The sequence below is a fragment of the Streptomyces sp. NBC_01460 genome (assembly GCF_036227405.1).
In the GTDB taxonomy this organism is placed as follows: domain Bacteria; phylum Actinomycetota; class Actinomycetes; order Streptomycetales; family Streptomycetaceae; genus Streptomyces.
In genome coordinates, this window is the sequence record NZ_CP109473.1 from 3,742,742 (window position 1) to 3,760,999 (window position 18,258).

The following is an 18,258-nucleotide window of genomic DNA, read 5'->3' on the forward strand; positions in this document are numbered from 1 at the left end:
TCACCGCCCTCGCAGGGTGTCGAACCAGCGGATGATGTCCGGTGTGGCCGCGACGTTGGACCCCGCGTGGCGCGACCCTTGGTGGTCGATGGCGCCGACGTCGACGACCGGGGCGTTCACGCCGTTCCTCCGCAGGGCCGACCGGCACTGTTCGGTGTTGGCGGTGACGGCCTGCTCGTCCCCGGTCGCCATGTACAGGCGCACCGGGGCATCCGGCACCCAGTCGGTGCACACGGCGTCCGTCGTGCGCAGTGCGTCCGCCAGCGCGCCCCTCGGATGCTCCAACAGCTCCCGGCCGTGGTCGGTCAGCAGATCGCCCACGGTCCCGGGGGTGCCTCCCATCAGCTGCGGCCCTGTGTGCGCACCGTCGAAAAGCTCCTCGATGCCGTCGGCGTAGGCCTCCTCGAAGACGTCATGGGGGCTGTCGTAGACCGGGTGGAGACGATTGAACGCCACCAGCGTGTACGCCGCGTAGACCGCACCGGACTTCGGGTCCACGTCCCCGCCGAACAGCGCGGGCAGCTCCGTACCGCCGAAGTCGTACGCGCCGCTGACCGGCGCCAGAGCGCCCAGCCTGAACCACCGGTCCTCCCCCGCATCGAGGGCCCGCCCGAGCCCCAGGGCTGCGGAAGCTCCCTGCGAGAAGCCGGTGAGCAGGACATCTCGCTCCAGGACGTGACCGGTGCGGGGTACGAACGCGCGGGCGGCACGCAGCATGTCCAGGGAAGCCGTGGTCTCCGAGCCGATGTCCATCCATGGGTGCGGACCTGGCCCCTTGCCCATCCCCAGATAATCGGGGGCCACCCCGGCCGCACCCGCCGCCGCGTGCGCGACGACCGGTGCCGACAGGAACGCGGCACGCCGCATGGACGGGGAGTCGTCCTTGTGGACGCCCGTACCGTGCGCGAAGGAGACGGCATGCAGACGCCGCTCCGAGGCGAGCGGCAGCACGAGCAGCCCGCTCGCCTTCGTGGGCCGTCCGTACACATCGACCGTCCGGTGGACCAGCCGGTACGCGACCACACCGTGCCGGGCGGTATCACCCCCGAAGCCCGCCGCGGCCAGTTCGGTGACCACGTCCTCCGGGGTGGCGAGCGTGTACAGCTTCTCCGCGGAGATCAGCGAACCTCTGACCTGCGTTTTCCTCTCCTCGTGGAGCGGTCGCACATGTCCGGACGACGGAGCTGCCGCCGCTGCGGCGACCGGCCAACTCGACATGAGCGCGCAGCAGACGGCGGCCACTGACGCCCTCAGCCGCCGGTGCCGGGTGCGGGTACGAGCCCGGGTGCTCGACGACGTGGACACAGAGACGGTCATGATCCCCCCAGGATGCGTCGGGATGACGGTCTGCCAAGCCTCACAAGCAGCGTCGTCCCACGCACTGGTGCGGCCCCCCGGGCCGTCGTGGGGGCTTGCCCCCGCGGCCCGTCGGCGCCTCATGCGCTGGCCGGCCCGGTCGGTCCCGACGCACCGGTGTCCGATCCGTTCAAGACGATGACACCGCAGGCTGGGTAGCGTCGCTGCCATGACCCCCTCCGATGCCGGAACCCGCCACCTCAGCATCCACATCGACCGGCCCGCCGGCCAGGTCTACGCCTATGCCTCGGAACCGTCCCACCTGCCCGCATGGGCTGCGGGGCTCGGGGCGTCGATCGAGGAGACCGACGGGCAGTGGATCGCCGACTCCCCCATGGGACGCGTCGTGGTCGACTTCGCGCCCAGGAACGACTTCGGCGTCCTCGACCACCACGTCACCCTGCCGTCGGGCGAGACCGTCTACAACCCGGTGCGCGTGATCGCGGACGGCCCCGGCTGCGAGGTCGTGTTCACGCTGCGCCGCCGACCGGGCGTGAGCGCCGAGGAGTTCCGCCGCGACGAGGCCGCGGTGTCCGCCGACCTCGCGACGCTCAAGCGGATCGCCGAACAGGCCTGAGGCTCCGGCCCCGGCGACCGGACAGGCCTCGGACTCCGGCCCCGGCGACCGCACGGGCCCGTGCCTTGCGCCCCGTCAGGAGCACTGTCAGTGGCTGACCCTAGGGTGACCCGTCATGGCGACCCTTCCCAACCAACTGCCCGCGCTCGCCCTTCCTGGGGGCACGCTCGTGGACACCACCTGCGACGGACCGTGGCACGAGCCCCTGCTCTGGTACGCGGACGCGCCCGCGCGACCCGGCGACTGGGCCCGGCTGCGGGCCACCGGCCGCCCGCTCGGCCTGCTCCCGGTGCTGATCGACACCGGTCGGCGCGACGAGGGCCCCCAGGAGTGGGAGCTCAGCCCGGCCGACACCACCTACCCCGGCGCCCACGACGCCGAGGAGGTCCTCGCCGAGGCCTGGGACGCCTACGCCTCGGACGAGCTGGAGGAGGCCGACCGGTGGCCGGGCCTGGCCCCCGCCCCCTCCGTGAGCACCCCGGAGAACCCGGACGAACTGGCAGCCGAGATCGCCGACATGCTCACCGCCACCGTGCGCGCGGCCCTCGTGCCCGCCCGGCGCAGTGCGGACATCCCGGCGGCCATCGGCTGGTCGGGCCCGCTCAACCACGAGAACGACGTGGCCCGGCTCTGCGCCGTACTGCGCTCGTGGGAGGACCGCTTCGACATCCGGGTCGTCGCGCTCGGCTTCGACACCCTGACGGTGTCCGTGGGACGGCCTCCCACCACCGCGGCGGAGGCCCGGGCCCTGGCGGCCGAGCACTTCGCGTTCTGCCCGGACACCATCGAGGCGGTCCCTCCGAACGGCCTGGACCTCTACGCCGAGAAGCACCTCCTGGGCCAGGAGACATGGTCCTTCTGGTGGGATTGAGCAGCACGACCGGTAAGGTCGCGATCTTCGGCCGGCGGAAGCCACCGGAGTCCCCGAGGTCGTGCTGCCACCGATGAATTACGAAGCCACTCCCGCCCGCCTCCGGCTCGACCGGGCCCTGGACCGGTTGACCGTCACCTTCCGAGGCATGACGGCTCGCCCCGACGAGCCCCAGTGCACCTGCCACTGGGGCAGCGAGGAAGAGCTCGCCCTGTTGAAGGTCCCGGGGGTGGAACTCGACCCGGACCTCCTGCGCCGCACCTGGGACGCCCCCGACTGGACCGACCACGACTCCGTGCTGCGCCGCATCCTGCCCCAGTTCGCCAGGGCGCTGACCAGCGGCGACGTGAAACCCATGTTCGGCATGTACGAGGTCGGCAAGTCGTTCGTCCGAGGCCACTGGCAGCAGTGGCCGGAGCCCCAGAGCCTGGCGGTCCAGGAATTCCTGGACGCCTGGTGGGCCCACACCCTCGTCGAGCCGGAGCCCGCGGTCCCCGCCCATGAGCTCCTCGCGCTGTGCGTCGAGGCCTCCTGCACGCTCACTCCGTGGCTCGACACCTGGGAGGCACTCGACCATCCCGTCGCCGACCGGCACCTGGCCGAAGCGGCTGACCACTGGGAGTACGAACTGCTGGGGGACGGGCTTCCGTGGGACGGGTGGGACACCGACGAGGACGCCCTGCGCATCGAGCTCGCGGCCTGGCTGGTCCGCCACGCGCCCGCGCGGCTCCGGGCCCACGGCGCTCCCGAGGAACTGCTGCACCGGATACGGCTCATCGGGCTCACCGGCCCCGCCCGCTGGGAGGACCCGCACTGGCCCGAACGCCGCTACTGAGGCAGCGCCCTCAAGGGCTCAGGGCGCCTTGAGCAGGTCGCGAAGCCCGGCGACGTACGTACGGACATCCCGCTCGGCGGGCAGGACCTCGGGAGCCGGGTCCGCTTCGCGTCCTGACCGGCGGCAGTTCCGGCAGAGCCCGTCGGTGAGGGCACCGGGGCGGCCGGGGGCGCCGCACTCGGTGCATTCCATCATCGCCCGGCGTACGGGCGTGCCGGAACGCGGGCGGCTCCGGGGCGGCGGGCACCTGCGGCGGGATCTTGCTCATGAGACGGCGGCGGACGAAGCCGACCGGCGAGTCGACCTGCGGAGGGAGCCCCGCTGCCAGGGCCTGCTTGAGGTAGTCGGCGTCCACGCCACGCGCGAGCCACTCGGCGGCCAGCGGCTCCAGCACCGTGCAGTCGGCGGCGGAGAGCGCCAGACGGGCATCCGTACGGCCGAGTTGAGCCAGCGCGGCGTACGCGGGCGAAGGGCCCTGCGGCGCGGGCGGGGCGGAATCCTGGGCCTGCTGCTCCGACGCGGGCTCCTGCGCCCGGTCCTGCGTCCGCTGCTGCGGAACACCCACCGCACTTGACCGCCCTCACCCCCGACCAGGCACCGCACGCGGCGCAGATACCCGACGATCGAGAGGGGGAAGCGGGCCACGGCTCCCCGTGACCCGCCTCGGACGTACCGGCGTTCAGCGCCCGAGCTTCTGCGCGACCTCCGTCGCCCAGTACGTCAGGATCATCTGCGCGCCCGCGCGACGGATGCCCGTCAGGCTCTCCAGGATCGCCGCGTCCCGGTCGATCCAGCCCTTCTCCGCGGCGGCCTCGATCATCGCGTACTCACCGCTGATCTGGTACGCCGCGACCGGCACGTCCACCGCGTCGGCGACCTTGGCCAGGACGTCCAGGTACGGGCCGGCCGGCTTGACCATGACCATGTCGGCGCCCTCCTCCAGGTCCAGCGCCAGCTCCCGCAGCGACTCGCGGACGTTCGCCGGGTCCTGCTGGTACGTCTTGCGGTCGCCCTGGAGCGAGGAGCCCACCGCCTCGCGGAACGGCCCGTAGAAGGCGGAGGAGTACTTCACGGTGTAGGCGAGGATCGACACGTCCTCGTGGCCCGTCTGGTCCAGCGCGTCGCGGATCACACCGACCTGGCCGTCCATCATGCCGCTGGGGCCCACCACGTGCGCGCCCGCGTCGGCCTGGACCTGGGCCATCTCGGCGTACCGCTCCAGCGTGGCGTCGTTGTCGACGCGGCCGTCCGCCGTCAGCACCCCGCAGTGCCCGTGGTCGGTGTACTCGTCCAGACAGAGGTCGGACATGATCACCAGGTCGTCGCCGACCTCCTCCCGCACCGCGCGCAGCCCCACCTGGAGGATGCCGTCCGGGTCGGTCCCCGCCGTGCCCCGGCCGTCCTTCTTCTCGTCCAGCGGGACGCCGAAGAGCATGAGCCCCGAGACACCCGCCGCGACCGCGTCGACGGCGGCCTTCCGCAGCGTGTCCAGGGTGTGCTGCTGGACGCCGGGCATGGCCGAGATGGCGACCGGGGCGTCGACGCCCTCGCGCACGAACGCGGGCAGGATCAGATTCGCCGGGTCGAGCCGGGTCTCGGCGACCATGCGCCGCATGACGGGGGTCGTCCGCAGCCGGCGGGGCCGCGAGCCGGGGAAGTTTCCGTAATCGGTCATCCTTCGAGACTAGACCCGCACAGATCACCGATTTACCGACACCCGAGCCGGAAAAACGGCCCCGGGCGACCGGCCGGACCGCCATTCCGCCCGCATAGGGTGACAGCGGACGACACCCTGAGCCGACCTGCGGGAAGGCCAGGAAACAGGGGGAACGGGGATGGGCGAGGACAACACCGTCGTACGGCGTACCAGGACAGTCAGAGCCACCGTGTCCGCGGGCATCCGCGGGCGCGACGGTGATCGGCATCGGCGCGGGGGCGCTGCCCTGGTGGCAGGTGCTGGCACTCGCCCTGCCCGCGACCGGGCTCGCGGGCTGGGCCGGATCGCGGATCGGCCGTATCGACGGCATCCGCGCCGCCCGCCTGGAACCAGGGGAACGCGTGCTCGGCACCTACGCGGTGCGGCCCCCGTACACCGAGCACACCCCACCGTCGCCCCACGAGGGCGCCCGGTACCACCTCCGCCTCACCTCACGCGGCGTGGAGCTGTGGGAACGCGCCGAGCTGCTCCGGAAGCACCCCTGGCCCGAGCTCCGCGTGATCGTCGACGGTCCCCGCCTGCGCATCCACCACCTGGGGCAGGAAGCCGGAACGATGCTGCTGGAACAACCGGGCGCGGTGACCGAGGTCCGGCCGGCCGCCCAGCGCCACGGCGTCGCCTGACGATGAGGGGACCTGCCCAGGACAGCAGCGGGCCCGGCCGCCTCCCGTAAGGAAGCGACCGGGCCCACACTCACACCGTCGGCCTCAGGTGGTCGTCCGGCGGCGCCGGGCGCCCGGGCGCCGCTCGCTCGGCCGGGTCACCGGGTCGCCGGCCTCCTTCGCCGCGTCCCGGCGCTGCGCGCCGAAGTCCGCCAGCGCCTGGGCCAGCTTGTGCACCGAAGGCTCCGGGGACAGGACGTCGACCCGCAGGCCGTGCTCCTCGGCGGTCTTCGCCGTGGCGGGACCGATGCACGCGATCACCGTCACGTTGTGCGGCTTGCCCGCGATACCGACCAGGTTGCGGACGGTCGAGGACGAGGTGAAGAGCACCGCGTCGAAGCCACCGCCCTTGATCGCCTCGCGGGTGTCGGCCGGCGGCGGCGAAGCGCGGACCGTGCGGTACGCGGTGACGTCGTCGACCTCCCAGCCCAGCTCGATGAGCCCGGCCACCAGGGTCTCCGTGGCGATGTCCGCCCGCGGCAGGAACACCCGGTCGATCGGGTCGAAGACCGGGTCGTACGGCGGCCAGTCCTCAAGCAGACCCGCGGCCGACTGCTCGCCGGACGGCACCAGGTCCGGCTTCACACCGAAGTCGACGAGCGCGGCGGCGGTCTGCTCACCGACGGCCGCGACCTTGATCCCGGCGAAGGCACGGGCGTCGAGCCCGTACTCCTCGAACTTCTCCCGCACGGCCTTCACCGCGTTCACCGAGGTGAAGGCGATCCACTCGTACCGGCCCGTGACCAGGCCCTTGACCGCCCGCTCCATCTGCTGGGGCGTGCGCGGCGGCTCGACGGCGATCGTCGGGACCTCGTGCGGCACGGCGCCGTAGGAGCGCAGTTGGTCGGAGAGCGACGCCGCCTGCTCCTTGGTCCGCGGCACGAGCACCTTCCAGCCGAACAGCGGCTTGGACTCGAACCACGCGAGCTGGTCGCGCTGGGCGGCGGAGCTGCGCTCCCCGACCACGGCTATGACGGGCAGGTGCCCGTCGGGCGACGGGAGGACCTTCGCCTGCTTCAGGACCTGGGCGATCGTCCCGAGGGTCGCCGTCCAGGTGCGCTGGCGGGTCGTCGTCCCGGCGATCGTGACCGTGAGCGGGGTGTCGGGCTTGCGGCCCGCCGAGACCAGCTCACCGGCGGCCGCGGCCACCGAGTCCAGCGACGCCGACACGACGGCCGTCGCGTCGCTCGCGCCGACCTCGGACCAGCAGCGGTCCGACGCCGTACGCGCGTCGACGAAGCGCACGTCGGCACCCTGCGCGTCGCGCAGCGGCACACCGGCGTAGGCGGGGACACCGACGGCGTTGGCGATGCCGGGCACGACCTCGAACGGCACACCCGCGGCGGCGCAGGCGAGCATCTCGGCACCGGTGTTGCCGTCCAGGCCGGGGTCGCCCGAGACGGCACGCACCACCCGCCTGCCGCCCTTCGCCGCCTCCATGCAAAGATTGGCGGCATCCCTGAGAACGGGTACTCCGGCGGGTGTTGACGCCGCGTCAACAACCGCCAGCTCAGGCGTGCTTACCCCTGCCCGCGCATGGCAGCGAACGACGTCGAGAACGTCCGGTTCGGCTACAAGGACGTCCGCGCTCGCAAGCGCTTCGACAGCGCGCAGAGTCAGCAGTCCCGGGTCGCCGGGACCGGCGCCGAGGAAGGTGACATGCCCTGAAGCCAGGACAGGGAAGTCGGATACGACAGGGCCGGTGGGGCTCAAAGTGCTCGCTCCCCCATAAGACCGGCCGCACCCTTGGCGAGCATCTCGGCCGCGAGCTCGCGACCGAGGGCCGCCGCGTCGTCGTGCGACGTGGGGACGGGACCGGTGATGGACAGCTGCACCAGGGAAGTGCCGTCGGTCGAACCGACGACACCGCGCAGGCGCAGTTCGTTGACAACCTGCGCGTCGGCCAGGAGGTCGGCCAGCGCACCCACAGGTGCGGAACAGCCGGCCTCCAGGGCGTTGAGCAGGGCGCGCTCGGCGGTGACGGCGACCCGGGTGTACGGGTCGTCGAGCTCGGCGAGCGCCGCGGCGAGGTCCGTGCTGCTTTCAGCACATTCGATCGCCAGTGCTCCCTGGCCGGGAGCGGGCAGGACGGTGTCGGCCGGCAGGAAGTCGGTGACCTCGTCCGTGCGTCCGAGGCGGCTGAGCCCGGCAGCGGCGAGTACCACCGCGTCCAGCTCCCCGCTCCGCACGAATCCGATGCGCGTATCGACATTGCCGCGGATCGCGACGGTCTCTATCTCGAGGCCGTGCGAGCGGGCGTACGCGTTGAGCTGCGCCATGCGGCGCGGCGAACCGGTGCCGATGCGGGCACCGGGCGGCAGCTGCTCGAAGGTCAGCCCGTCCCGCGCCACCAGTGCGTCACGCGGGTCCTCGCGCACCGGCACGGCGGCCAGGACGAGACCCTCGGGCTGCACGGTCGGCAGGTCCTTGAGCGAGTGGACCGCGAAGTCCACCTCGCCGCTCAGCAGCGCCTCGCGCAGCGCCGCGACGAACACACCGGTCCCGCCGATCTGCGCCAGGTTCTCCCGGGAGACGTCTCCGTACGTGGTGATCTCCACGAGCTCCACGGCACGCCCGGTCACCTCACGGACCGCGTCGGCGACCATGCCGGACTGCGCCATGGCGAGCTTGCTGCGCCGGGTGCCTAGCCGGAGCGGTGGTGGTGTGGTCTCCCCGCCCAGGGATGTGTTGTCGGTCATGACCGCCCTCTATTCGGGTCGTTCAGGTCTGCCCGTGAGACGGCGGCCACCGTCTGCGGGTCGAGGTCGAAGAGTTCCCGCAGCGCATCGGCGTACCCGGCGCCGCCGGGCTCGCTGGCGAGCTGCTTGACCCGCACGGTGGGCGCGTGCAGGAGCTTGTCGACGACGCGGCGCACGGTCTGCGTGATCTCGGCGCGCTGCTTCTCGTCCAGGTCGGGGAGGCGCCCGTCGAGCCGCGCGATCTCGCCGGCCACCACATCGGCGGCCATGGTGCGCAGGGCGACCACGGTCGGGGTGATGTGGGCGGCGCGCTGCGCGGCTCCGAAGGCGGCGACCTCGTCGGCGACGATGGTGCGCACCTGGTCCACATCGGCGGCCATCGGGGCGTCCGCGGACGCCTCGGCGAGCGACTCGATGTCGACGAGGCGCACACCGGCGACGCGGTGGGCCGCTCCGTCGATGTCACGCGGCATCGCGAGGTCGAGCAGGTGGATCCGGGCGGGTCCGCTGCCGGCCGGGCGCGGCACGACCCGGCGCACGGCCCGGTCCTGCGCGGCGGCGGCCGAGCCGTTCTCCACCCAGGCGGCGTGCTGGTCCAGCTCGTCGGGCGCGGGGACCGCGGGGGCCGTGGGCGCCTGCGCGGCGCTGTCGAAGTCGACGCCGAGCGCGTCGGCGACGGCCTCCGCGCTCAGGACGAGCCCGGTCGCGCCGGTACAGGACACCACGATGTCGGCACGTGTCAGTTCGTCCGTCACCCGGGCCATCTCCACGGCGCGCGCCGTCGGCACGCCGGCCTGGCCGAGGATCTCGACGAGCCGGTCCGCACGGGCCCGGGTCCGGTTGGCGACGACGATCTCCTCGACGCCCGCACGGGCCAGGGTGGCGGCGGCGAGCGAGGACATCGAGCCCGCGCCGATCACCAGGGCACGCTTCCCGGCGGCCCACTCGGTGACCTCGGCGCCGTCGGCCAGCTGCTCGAGACCGAAGGTGACGAGCGACTGCCCGGCCCGGTCGATCCCGGTCTCGCTGTGGGCGCGCTTGCCGACCCGCAGGGCCTGCTGGAAGAGGTCGTTCAACAGCCGGCCCGCGGTGTGGAGCTCCTGCCCCAGCGCCAGCGCGTCCTTGATCTGGCCGAGGATCTGGCCCTCGCCGACGACCATCGAGTCCAGCCCGCACGCCACCGAGAAGAGGTGGTGGACGGCACGGTCCTCGTAGTGCACATAGAGATACGGAGTGAGCTCGTCCAGCCCGACCCCGCTGTGCTGGGCGAGCAGGGTGGACAGCTCGGCGACACCCGCGTGGAACTTGTCCACGTCCGCGTACAGCTCGATGCGGTTGCAGGTGGCCAGGACGGCGGCCTCGGTCGCGGGCTCCGCGGCGAGGGTGTCCTGAAGCAGCTTCGTCTGCGCCTCGGCCGCCAGCGACGCCCGCTCCAGCACGGAGACGGGGGCGCTGCGGTGGCTCAGTCCGACGACCAGGAGACTCATGCCGGCATCACGGCGGGCATGTCCCCGTCAGGTCCCTTCCGGCCGGTGGGGGTGGCGCGCATCGGAGGCGCCTCGTCCTCGTCGGCGTCCAGGACGGCCCTGCCGTCGGCGGCTGCTTCCTCGCCGGCCTTGCGCTGCTCGTGGAAGGCGAGGATCTGCAGCTCGATCGAGAGGTCGACCTTGCGCACGTCGACACCGTCGGGCACGGAGAGCACCGTCGGCGCGAAGTTCAGGATGGAGGTCACCCCGGCGGCGACGAGCCGGTCGCAGACCTGCTGGGCCGCGCCGGGCGGGGTGGTGATGACACCGATCGACACGCCGTTGTCGCTGATGATCCGGTCGAGGTCGTCGGTGTGCTGCACGGCGATCCCGGCCACGGGCGTGCCCGCCATGGCGGGGTCGGCGTCGATCAGGGCGGCGACCCGGAAGCCACGGGAGGCGAAGCCTCCGTAGTTGGCGAGGGCGGCGCCGAGATTACCGATGCCGACGATCGCGACCGGCCAGTCCTGGGTGAGCCCGAGCTCACGGGAGATCTGGTAGACGAGATACTCGACGTCGTACCCGACACCACGCGTGCCGTAGGAGCCCAGGTAGCTGAAGTCCTTGCGCAGCTTCGCGGAATTGACTCCCGCCGCCGCGGCGAGTTCCTCGGACGACACCGTGGGAACCGAGCGCTCGGAGAGCGCCGTCAGTGCGCGGAGATACAGCGGAAGCCGGGCGACGGTGGCCTCGGGAATTCCTCGGCTACGGGTCGCCGGTCGGTGAGTTCGGCCAGTTGCCACGGTGCTCCTGCGGGATGAGCGGGGCTGCAGGCGGCCGTATGTCCTATGACCGCCCCGTCGACAGCAGGCTATGTCTTTGTGAACGCGTGCACAAAGATGGTGTCCGTTTTGTCTGGTCAAAGTGACCGGGGTCACGCGTATTCCCTGCGCGATCCCGGAACCCGGGACGCCATCAGCCCGTTGCGGGCCCGAAGGGGGCAAGACGGTACACACTCCTCATGTCCACGCCCCCGAGACCACTCAAAACGCCCATGATGTTACCGGGTTTCGCCAAGGAAGCCCCCTCACGTACGCAGGGCCGTGCGCAGCCTGACCGGATCCACGCGCCAGAAGGTGTGCTGCTCGTCGTCGATGAGGACCACCGGGATCTGCTCCCAGTACTCCTTGTAAAGGGCCTCGTCCTGCGTGATGTCCTTCTCCACCCAGGACGCGCCGGTCTCCTCGCAGACCGCGCTCACCACCCGTCGCGCGTCGTCGCAGAGATGACACCCCGGCTTCCCCACCAGGGTCACCACCCGGTCCGCGGGCTTCCTCTTCGTACGACGCAGCAGTGCACTCATACCTTCATTCTGCGCCCCCGGCCGGGCGGCCGGAGGCGCGGAATCACCCGTTTAACGCCCCGGTCCCGGAGAGTTCACAGCGCCGCATCCCGCCGGGTCGGGAAGAGCCGAACAGAATGGCTATGCTCACGACATGGCCGCTCTTGGATGGCTCACCCCCCGCAGGCGCCCCGCCACGGCACGCAGCGTGCTCGCAGGCGAGGCCGCAGCCGAGGCCGCGCGGAAGTCGGCCCTCCCCTCCGGCACCGAAGAGCTGTCGGCCGTCTCCGCCGAGGCCGGGGAGCCCCCCTTCCCGGTGGCCGGGGACACCCGGGCCGCCGCCTTCTTCGATCTCGACAACACCGTGATGCAGGGCGCCGCGATCTTCCACTTCGGCCGCGGCCTGTACAAGCGGAAGTTCTTCGAGCGCCGCGAACTGACCAGGTTCGCCTGGCAGCAGGCGTGGTTCAGGCTGGCCGGGGTCGAGGACCCCGAGCACATGCAGGACGCCCGCGACAGCGCCCTGTCCATCGTCAAGGGCCACCGCGTCTCCGAGCTGATGTCCATCGGCGAGGAGATCTACGACGAGTACATGGCCGACCGCATCTGGCCCGGCACCCGCGCCCTGGCGCAGGCCCACCTCGACGCGGGCCAGAAGGTCTGGCTGGTCACCGCCGCCCCGGTGGAGACCGCCACGATCATCGCCCGCCGGCTCGGCCTCACCGGCGCCCTGGGCACGGTCGCCGAATCGGTCGACGGCGTCTACACCGGCCGGCTCGTCGGCGAACCCCTCCACGGCCCGGCGAAGGCCGAGGCGGTCCGCGCGCTGGCGTCGGCCGAGGGGCTGGACCTCGAGCGCTGCGCCGCCTACAGCGACTCGCACAACGACATCCCGATGCTGTCCCTGGTCGGTCATCCGTACGCGATCAACCCGGACGCCAAGCTGCGCAAGCACGCCCGCGCCCTGGACTGGCGACTGCGCGACTACCGCACCGGCCGCAAGGCGGCCAAGGTCGGCATCCCGGCAGCGGCCGGCGTCGGCGCGCTGGCCGGCGGCACCGCGGCCGCCGTGGCGCTCCACCGCCGCCGCCGCTGATCCTCCACCCCGCTTCCACGACGCCCGGCCGGACCCCGTCCCGCCGGGCGTCGTGACGTCACCCCTCCCTCCGTCCCGCCGCACGTCCGCCGTCCCGGGCGGGCGGAGAGCGGCACGCCCGGAGACGTACGGCCAATCGGGAGCGGAACACCGGGCACGGACACCCATCGCTCCGGCCAGTCGCGTTGCGTGCGGGCGACCACAACCCGTCGCCACCGCAGGCAGATCACGAAGCCATTCGATCAATAACCGGTCACGATGTGCCACTTGAACCGTCACTTAGAGGTCACGGAAGCGACGGAACCGGTGATTTGAGCAACTGGGTGTAGCACTGCCTGTACGAAGCGTTATTCTCCTCAGACGCACAAGGAGCCCGCCACCCGCTACCACGAGTGACGGTTTTCGAACTGCACGTGATGGAAGCTCTGCCTCTGGGAGTCCCGTGTACCCACACGTCGGGGTTGACACCTCGGGCCTGGCTACGCTGCGCGCAACGGTCCTCGACCACTTGCGCGGCTTCGTCCCCACCGCGTACGCCGTCCCCCAATTTGCCACCCCTGTACCTGCCGGCCCTTGCTATGCGCTGGCCGAACGCAGCGCGGCCGTCGGAAGACGGAGCAACCGCGTCGCCGCGACCGCCGCGTCGTCGGCCCCGGCCCGTCGGCCGGCGGCCGACAGCGACAGCGCGCGCATGATGGATCTCGTCGAGCGCGCGCAGGCCGGTGAGGCCGAGGCCTTCGGCCGCCTGTACGACCAGTACAGCGACACCGTGTACCGGTACATCTACTACCGCGTGGGAGGGAAGGCGACAGCGGAGGACCTGACGAGCGAGACGTTCCTGCGCGCACTGCGCCGCATCTCCACCTTCACCTGGCAGGGCCGCGATTTCGGTGCCTGGCTGGTCACGATCGCTCGTAACCTGGTCGCCGACCACTTCAAATCCAGTCGATTCCGGCTGGAAGTGACCACCGGCGAAATGCTCGACGCCAACGAGGTCGCGCGGAGCCCGGAGGACTCCGTCCTGGAGTCCCTCTCCAACGCCGCGCTGCTGCAAGCCGTACGCCGGCTCAACCCGCAGCAGCAGGAGTGCGTGACCCTGAGATTCCTGCAGGGCCTCTCGGTCGCCGAGACCGCCCGGGTCATGGGAAAGAACGAGGGCGCGATCAAAACCTTGCAGTACCGGGCCGTGCGGACGCTCGCACGACTCCTGCCGGACGACGCCCGCTGACATCACCATCCGTGACGTGTTCGTGACACACCGATCGGATCATCTTTCGTCCGTAACCCAACTGCCGCGCCACTCGTTGTGCCGGATGCAGGCCCCCTGTCGCCTCGCCAGACCGTTTCCACTCGCTCGATCGTGTGGAAACGACTCCGGTGGGCAACCTTCCGGACCCTCAGGGGAGTCGACCGTCATGACGAGAGGAGGTGCCGCCAGTGATCGCAAACGTTTCGGCACACCGGCGGGCGAACGCCTTCGCCCAGGCCCTGGAGGACCAGTCCCCCCAGGGTGCGGCGGCCGTACAGCCCGAGGACCCGGCCCAACCGGCCGACCACGGAACGCTGTTGGCCCTGGCGAACGGCCTCGGTGAGCTACCGGCGCCGCAATTCGATCCCGAGGTCAAAGTGGTGCAGCGAGCACAGCTCGTCGCCGCCATGGAGACCATGTTCGCCGAAGGCGGTGCGTCCACGGGCCCTACGGTGCCCGAACAGCGGAGCAAGGGAGCCCACCGGGCCTCCCCGATCCGGAGGCTGCGTCCCCGCTCCCGCTGGGCGAAGGGCCTCACCGCGGGCGGGCTCACGGTCGGTGTGGCCGCGGGAGCGTTCGGCGGAGTGGCCGCTGCCAGTTCCGACGCCCTGCCGGGTGACTCCCTCTACCCGCTCAAGCGCGGGATGGAGGACATCAACCTCGGCATGGCCGACGGCGACGCCGACCGCGGCGAGGCCTACCTCGACCAGGCGTCGACCCGCCTCAGCGAAGCGCGCCGGCTCATGGAGCGGGGCCGTGGGGGAGGGATGGACCACGAAGCGATCGGCGAGGTCAGACGCGCGCTCGACGGTATGACGCACGACGCCACCGAGGGCCACCGCCTGCTCCACAGCGCCTACCAGCGCGACGGATCCATCGGCCCCATCCAGACGCTGGACTCCTTCACCCGCTCGCACCGCGCGAGCTGGAGCAGCCTCCGCGACCGACTGCCCGTCCAGCTGACCGACATCGGCGACAAGGTCAGCTCCGTCTTCGAGGCCATGGACCAGGAAGTCGCGCCGCTGAAGTCCCTGCTGCCCCGCACACCGGGCACCGGCCGGGACACACCACCGGCCGGCTCCCCGCAGGAGGACCAGGGCTCCTCGGCCCCGGACCGCAAGGCGCCTTCCTCGTCCGCCGCCCCGGACGACAGCGCGTCCACCAGCGCCCCGCCGAAGCCCTCCGGCTCCGACAGCGGTCCTGCCGGCGACCTGCTCGACGGCGGCACGGACGGCCTGCTCGACGACCTCCCGACGGACGGCACCACCCCGTCGTCCCCGGGCGGCACCTCCGGCGACTCCCCCGCGCCGGACGTCACCCTGCCTCCGCTGCTCCCGGGCCTGCTGCCCGGCCTGGGCATCGACGGCGAGGACATCGAGCCGTAGCGGTGACGACCGCATACGGGGAGGGGGCCGTCCCGACCGGACGGCCCCCTCCCCGTACGCCCGAGTGCGGCACAGCCGTGTGGTGCCGGAAGGGACCGGCCTCAGAAGAAGACCGACCGGCGCTGCACCAGCAGCTTGTACAGCGTGTGCTGGATCTGTTCGCGCACCTGGTCCGTCAGGTTGAACATCAGCATCGGGTCCTCCGCCGCCTCCGGCGGATACCCGTCCGTGGGGATCGGCTCCCCGAACTGGATGGTCCACTTCGTCGGCAGCGGCAGGGCCCCCAGCGGTCCCAGCCACGGGAACGTCGGCGTGATCGGGAAGTACGGGACTCCCAGGATCCGCGCCAGCGTCTTCGAGTTGCCGATCATCGGATAGATCTCCTCCGCGCCCACGATCGAGCACGGCACGATCGGCACCCCGGCCCGCAGCGCCGTCGACACGAAACCGCCCCGCCCGAAGCGCTGCAGCTTGTACCGCTCGCCGAACGGCTTCCCGATCCCCTTGAAGCCCTCCGGCATCACCCCGACGACCTCACCGGACTGCAGCAGCCGCTCGGCGTCCTCCGCGCACGCCAGGGTGTGCCCGGCCTTCCTCGCCAGCTCGTTGACGACCGGGAGCATGAACACCAGGTCGGCGGCGAGCAGCCGCAGATGCCGCCCGGCCGGGTGGTTGTCGTGCACCGCGACCTGGAGCATCAGCCCGTCCAGCGGCAGCGTCCCGGAGTGGTTGGCCACGATGAGAGCCCCGCCGTCGGACGGGATGTTCTCGATGCCCTTGACCTCGACCCGGAAGTACGTGTCCGCGAGCGGCCTCAGCACCGACATGAGGACCTGGTCGGTCAGCTCCTCGTCGTAACCGAACTCGTCGACCTCGTAATCGCCCGTCAGTCTCCGCCGCAGAAAAGCGAGCCCGCCCGCGATCCGCCGGTCCCAGCCGTTCGCGGGAACCTCCCTGTCGTCCCCTGAGGGGGCCCCGGCGGCCTCAGCGGCCCCTTCCGGCACCTGACCGCCCGGAAGGGCGCTCACGGGCGCGGGGACGGCCGACGCGGGCGTCTGCACCCGGCCACCGCCCGGCACCAGACCTCTGCGCCGTCCCGCGCCGGAGCGCGAGCGGTCGTCGTCGAAGGGAATGACCTTGGCGTCCGCCATCGTCGGTCGCGCTCCTCTACCTGGCGCCGTGAGTCGAATGTGTCCTGCCGGCCGGTCCCCCGCCGAGCGGCAGCTCGGCCAGCCTCCCGACCGCCCTGCCCACCCGCTCGGGAGGCAGCAGCCCCGGCCCCCTGCTCCGCGCGAACTCCGCGAAGGTCTCGGCCGTGGTGAACTTCGGACGGAACCCCAGCGTCTCGCGCATCTGCACCGTCGAGACCACCCTGCCGTGGGTGAGCAGCCGGATCTGCTCCGGCGAGAAGTCCGTCATACCGATCGTACGGAGCGCCGACCCCACCCAGGTGACCGCCGGCAGCAGCACCGGGACGGTCGGCCGCCCGAGCCTCCGCGAGCACTGCGAGAGCAGCAGCACACCGTCACCGGCGATGTTGAACGTGCCGCTGTTCAGCGTGCCGCGCCGGGGTTCACGCGCGGCGATCTCCAGTACGTCGACGACGTCGTCCTCGTGCACGAACTGCAGACGGGGGTCGTACCCGAGGACCGTCGGCAGGACCGGCAGGGCCAGGTAGTCGGCGAGCGGCGAGTCGGGCTCGGGGCCCAGGATGTTCGCGAACCTCAGCACGCACACGGCCACGTCCGGCCTGCGGCGCGCGAACCCGCGGACGTACCCCTCGACCTCCACCGCGTCCTTGGCGAAGCCACCGCTGGGCAGGGACTTGGGCGGCGTCGTCTCGGTGAAGACCGCGGGGTCACGCGGGGCGGAGCCGTAGACGTTCGTGCTGGACTTGACCACCAGCCGCTGGACGGACGGGGACTTCTGGCAGGCGCCGAGCAGTTGCATCGTGCCGATGACGTTGGTCTCCTTGACCGTCGTCCGGCCGCCCGTGCCGAGCGCCTTCGCGGACACGTCCAGGTGGACGACCGTGTCGACGGAGTACTCGGCGAGGATCCTGGCGATCGCCGACTGCCGGATGTCCGCCAGGACGAACTCGGCGTCGCCCAGCTGGTGCGCGGGCGCGACGGCGTCCAGGGCGATCACCCGGTCCACACCGGGATCGCGCTGGACACGCCGCACGAAACGGCCTCCCAGCTGCCGGGCCGCGCCTGTGACGAGCACGATCTTCCCCAAGATCAGCGCCTTCCGTCGATCGTTCACCGAGCGGGGTCTTCCCCTGGCCGTCACCGTAGTCGGTGGATGTTGCCCTGTGATGACCCCAGGCGGGCTTTACCGAACCGATGGCGGGAATCCACCGGACCGCCGCACGGAGCCGGAGCCAGGAACCCCCACCACCGGTCCCCGAACGCGCCGAGGCCCTCCCGCCAGGACGGCGGGAGGGCCTCGGTCTCACGAACCGCGTTCGCTTACTTCTTGTTGCGACGCTGAACGCGCGTGCGCTTGAGCAGCTTGCGGTGCTTCTTCTTGGCCATCCGCTTACGCCGCTTCTTGATAACAGAGCCCACGACTACCCTCGCTCACTTCTTCTTCACTGGTGCGGGGCGTCTGGGCCCACACGACCTACGTCGGCCTAGCCTACCCGCCACCGGGTGAGGGACGTAATCCGAGGGCGACGTCAGGCCGACTCCACCCCCACGAAGGACTCACGGAGATACTCGTGAACCGCTTGCTCCGGGACCCGGAAGGACCTTCCCACCCGGATCGCCGGCAGATGACCACTGTGCACCAAGCGGTACACGGTCATCTTCGACACCCTCATGACAGAGGCGACTTCCGCCACGGTCAGAAACTTGACCTCGTTGAGAGGCCTCTCGCTGCCAGCAGCCATGACCCACCTGTACCTTCCGCACGAGACGCGCACCGGCTTCCCCTCCGGTGACTCTTCGTCGTTGTGCGCTCACTCCCCAGATTAGGGGCGGGTGATGCAGTGGGGAAGAG

At 71.5% G+C, this 18,258-nt stretch carries 20 protein-coding genes; 8 read left to right on the forward strand and 12 right to left on the reverse strand.

Annotated elements, in window-relative coordinates:
* A complete protein-coding gene (locus OG488_RS16580) occupies window positions 1–1,218 on the reverse strand; it encodes a lipase (RefSeq protein ID WP_329230052.1) in 1,218 nt (405 codons plus the stop codon).
* A gap of 307 nt (window positions 1,219–1,525) precedes the next feature.
* Between OG488_RS16580 and OG488_RS16585 the strand changes: the two genes are divergently transcribed.
* The 3 genes from OG488_RS16585 (at window position 1,526) to OG488_RS16595 (ending at window position 3,639) form a co-directional block, all read left to right on the forward strand.
* On the forward strand, window positions 1,526–1,933 hold the full coding sequence (locus OG488_RS16585; RefSeq protein WP_329230054.1) for an SRPBCC family protein: 408 nt from the start codon (window positions 1,526–1,528) through the stop codon (window positions 1,931–1,933).
* A 115-nt stretch (window positions 1,934–2,048) separates the two neighbouring features.
* Window positions 2,049–2,804 carry a DUF4253 domain-containing protein gene (locus OG488_RS16590; protein ID WP_329230057.1) on the forward strand — a complete coding sequence of 252 codons (756 nt, stop codon included), beginning with the start codon at window positions 2,049–2,051 and terminating at the stop codon, window positions 2,802–2,804.
* A 73-nt stretch (window positions 2,805–2,877) separates the two neighbouring features.
* Entirely contained in the window at window positions 2,878–3,639 is a 762-nt protein-coding gene (locus tag OG488_RS16595; RefSeq protein WP_329230059.1) for a hypothetical protein, read from the forward strand.
* An 18-nt stretch (window positions 3,640–3,657) separates the two neighbouring features.
* Here OG488_RS16595 and OG488_RS39265 read toward each other — a convergent pair whose 3' ends face one another.
* Window positions 3,658–3,831 (reverse strand): hypothetical protein, encoded by a 174-nt coding sequence (locus tag OG488_RS39265; protein WP_443074221.1) that lies wholly within the window; start codon window positions 3,829–3,831, stop codon window positions 3,658–3,660.
* On the opposite strand from OG488_RS39265, the gene OG488_RS39270 reads away from it, so the two are divergent.
* Window positions 3,821–4,213, forward strand: a complete 393-nt coding sequence (locus tag OG488_RS39270; RefSeq protein ID WP_443074222.1) for a hypothetical protein — start codon at window positions 3,821–3,823, stop codon at window positions 4,211–4,213. The genes OG488_RS39265 and OG488_RS39270 overlap by 11 nt on opposite strands.
* Before the next feature lie 105 nt (window positions 4,214–4,318).
* On the opposite strand, the gene hemB is transcribed toward OG488_RS39270, so the two are convergent.
* A complete protein-coding gene (gene hemB, locus OG488_RS16605) occupies window positions 4,319–5,314 on the reverse strand; it encodes a porphobilinogen synthase (RefSeq protein WP_329230061.1) in 996 nt (331 codons plus the stop codon).
* A 239-nt stretch (window positions 5,315–5,553) separates the two neighbouring features.
* Between hemB and OG488_RS16610 the strand changes: the two genes are divergently transcribed.
* On the forward strand, window positions 5,554–5,979 hold the full coding sequence (locus OG488_RS16610) for a hypothetical protein (protein WP_329230063.1): 426 nt from the start codon (window positions 5,554–5,556) through the stop codon (window positions 5,977–5,979).
* An 84-nt stretch (window positions 5,980–6,063) separates the two neighbouring features.
* On the opposite strand, the gene OG488_RS16615 is transcribed toward OG488_RS16610, so the two are convergent.
* The 5 genes from OG488_RS16615 to OG488_RS16635 form a co-directional block, all read right to left on the reverse strand.
* The gene (locus tag OG488_RS16615) at window positions 6,064–7,731 is read right to left on the reverse strand and encodes a bifunctional uroporphyrinogen-III C-methyltransferase/uroporphyrinogen-III synthase (RefSeq protein WP_329230065.1); all 1,668 of its coding nucleotides are present in this window, start codon (window positions 7,729–7,731) and stop codon (window positions 6,064–6,066) included.
* Window positions 7,728–8,717, reverse strand: a complete 990-nt coding sequence (gene hemC, locus OG488_RS16620; protein ID WP_329230067.1) for a hydroxymethylbilane synthase — start codon at window positions 8,715–8,717, stop codon at window positions 7,728–7,730. The genes OG488_RS16615 and hemC overlap by 4 nt, the downstream gene beginning before the upstream one ends.
* Window positions 8,714–10,204: a glutamyl-tRNA reductase gene (locus OG488_RS16625; RefSeq protein WP_329230069.1), complete on the reverse strand. Its 1,491-nt coding sequence runs from the start codon at window positions 10,202–10,204 to the stop codon at window positions 8,714–8,716. Before OG488_RS16625 ends, hemC begins: the two co-directional genes overlap by 4 nt.
* Window positions 10,201–10,986 (reverse strand): redox-sensing transcriptional repressor Rex, encoded by a 786-nt coding sequence (locus tag OG488_RS16630; protein WP_329230072.1) that lies wholly within the window; start codon window positions 10,984–10,986, stop codon window positions 10,201–10,203. Before OG488_RS16630 ends, OG488_RS16625 begins: the two co-directional genes overlap by 4 nt.
* Before the next feature lie 284 nt (window positions 10,987–11,270).
* A complete protein-coding gene (locus OG488_RS16635; protein WP_329230073.1) occupies window positions 11,271–11,546 on the reverse strand; it encodes a glutaredoxin family protein in 276 nt (91 codons plus the stop codon).
* Window positions 11,547–11,679: 133 nt separating this feature from the next.
* On the opposite strand from OG488_RS16635, the gene OG488_RS16640 reads away from it, so the two are divergent.
* The 3 genes from OG488_RS16640 (at window position 11,680) to OG488_RS16650 (ending at window position 15,255) form a co-directional block, all read left to right on the forward strand.
* On the forward strand, window positions 11,680–12,621 hold the full coding sequence (locus OG488_RS16640) for an HAD family hydrolase (RefSeq protein WP_329230075.1): 942 nt from the start codon (window positions 11,680–11,682) through the stop codon (window positions 12,619–12,621).
* A 442-nt stretch (window positions 12,622–13,063) separates the two neighbouring features.
* Window positions 13,064–13,849: an ECF subfamily RNA polymerase sigma factor, BldN family gene (locus OG488_RS16645; RefSeq protein ID WP_329230077.1), complete on the forward strand. Its 786-nt coding sequence runs from the start codon at window positions 13,064–13,066 to the stop codon at window positions 13,847–13,849.
* A gap of 209 nt (window positions 13,850–14,058) precedes the next feature.
* Window positions 14,059–15,255 carry a DUF5667 domain-containing protein gene (locus OG488_RS16650; RefSeq protein ID WP_329230079.1) on the forward strand — a complete coding sequence of 399 codons (1,197 nt, stop codon included), beginning with the start codon at window positions 14,059–14,061 and terminating at the stop codon, window positions 15,253–15,255.
* A gap of 101 nt (window positions 15,256–15,356) precedes the next feature.
* Here OG488_RS16650 and OG488_RS16655 read toward each other — a convergent pair whose 3' ends face one another.
* The 4 genes from OG488_RS16655 to OG488_RS16670 all read right to left on the reverse strand — a co-directional run bounded on the left by OG488_RS16655 (window position 15,357) and on the right by OG488_RS16670 (window position 18,148).
* A complete protein-coding gene (locus OG488_RS16655) occupies window positions 15,357–16,406 on the reverse strand; it encodes a lysophospholipid acyltransferase family protein (RefSeq protein ID WP_329230081.1) in 1,050 nt (349 codons plus the stop codon).
* Between the two features lie 16 nt (window positions 16,407–16,422).
* Window positions 16,423–17,493, reverse strand: a complete 1,071-nt coding sequence (locus OG488_RS16660; RefSeq protein ID WP_329238725.1) for an NAD-dependent epimerase/dehydratase family protein — start codon at window positions 17,491–17,493, stop codon at window positions 16,423–16,425.
* Between the two features lie 233 nt (window positions 17,494–17,726).
* On the reverse strand, window positions 17,727–17,825 hold the full coding sequence (locus OG488_RS16665; protein ID WP_003948845.1) for a 30S ribosomal protein bS22: 99 nt from the start codon (window positions 17,823–17,825) through the stop codon (window positions 17,727–17,729).
* 110 nt (window positions 17,826–17,935) lie between these two features.
* Entirely contained in the window at window positions 17,936–18,148 is a 213-nt protein-coding gene (locus OG488_RS16670; RefSeq protein ID WP_014046653.1) for a helix-turn-helix domain-containing protein, read from the reverse strand.
* Window positions 18,149–18,258 lie beyond the last annotated feature (110 nt).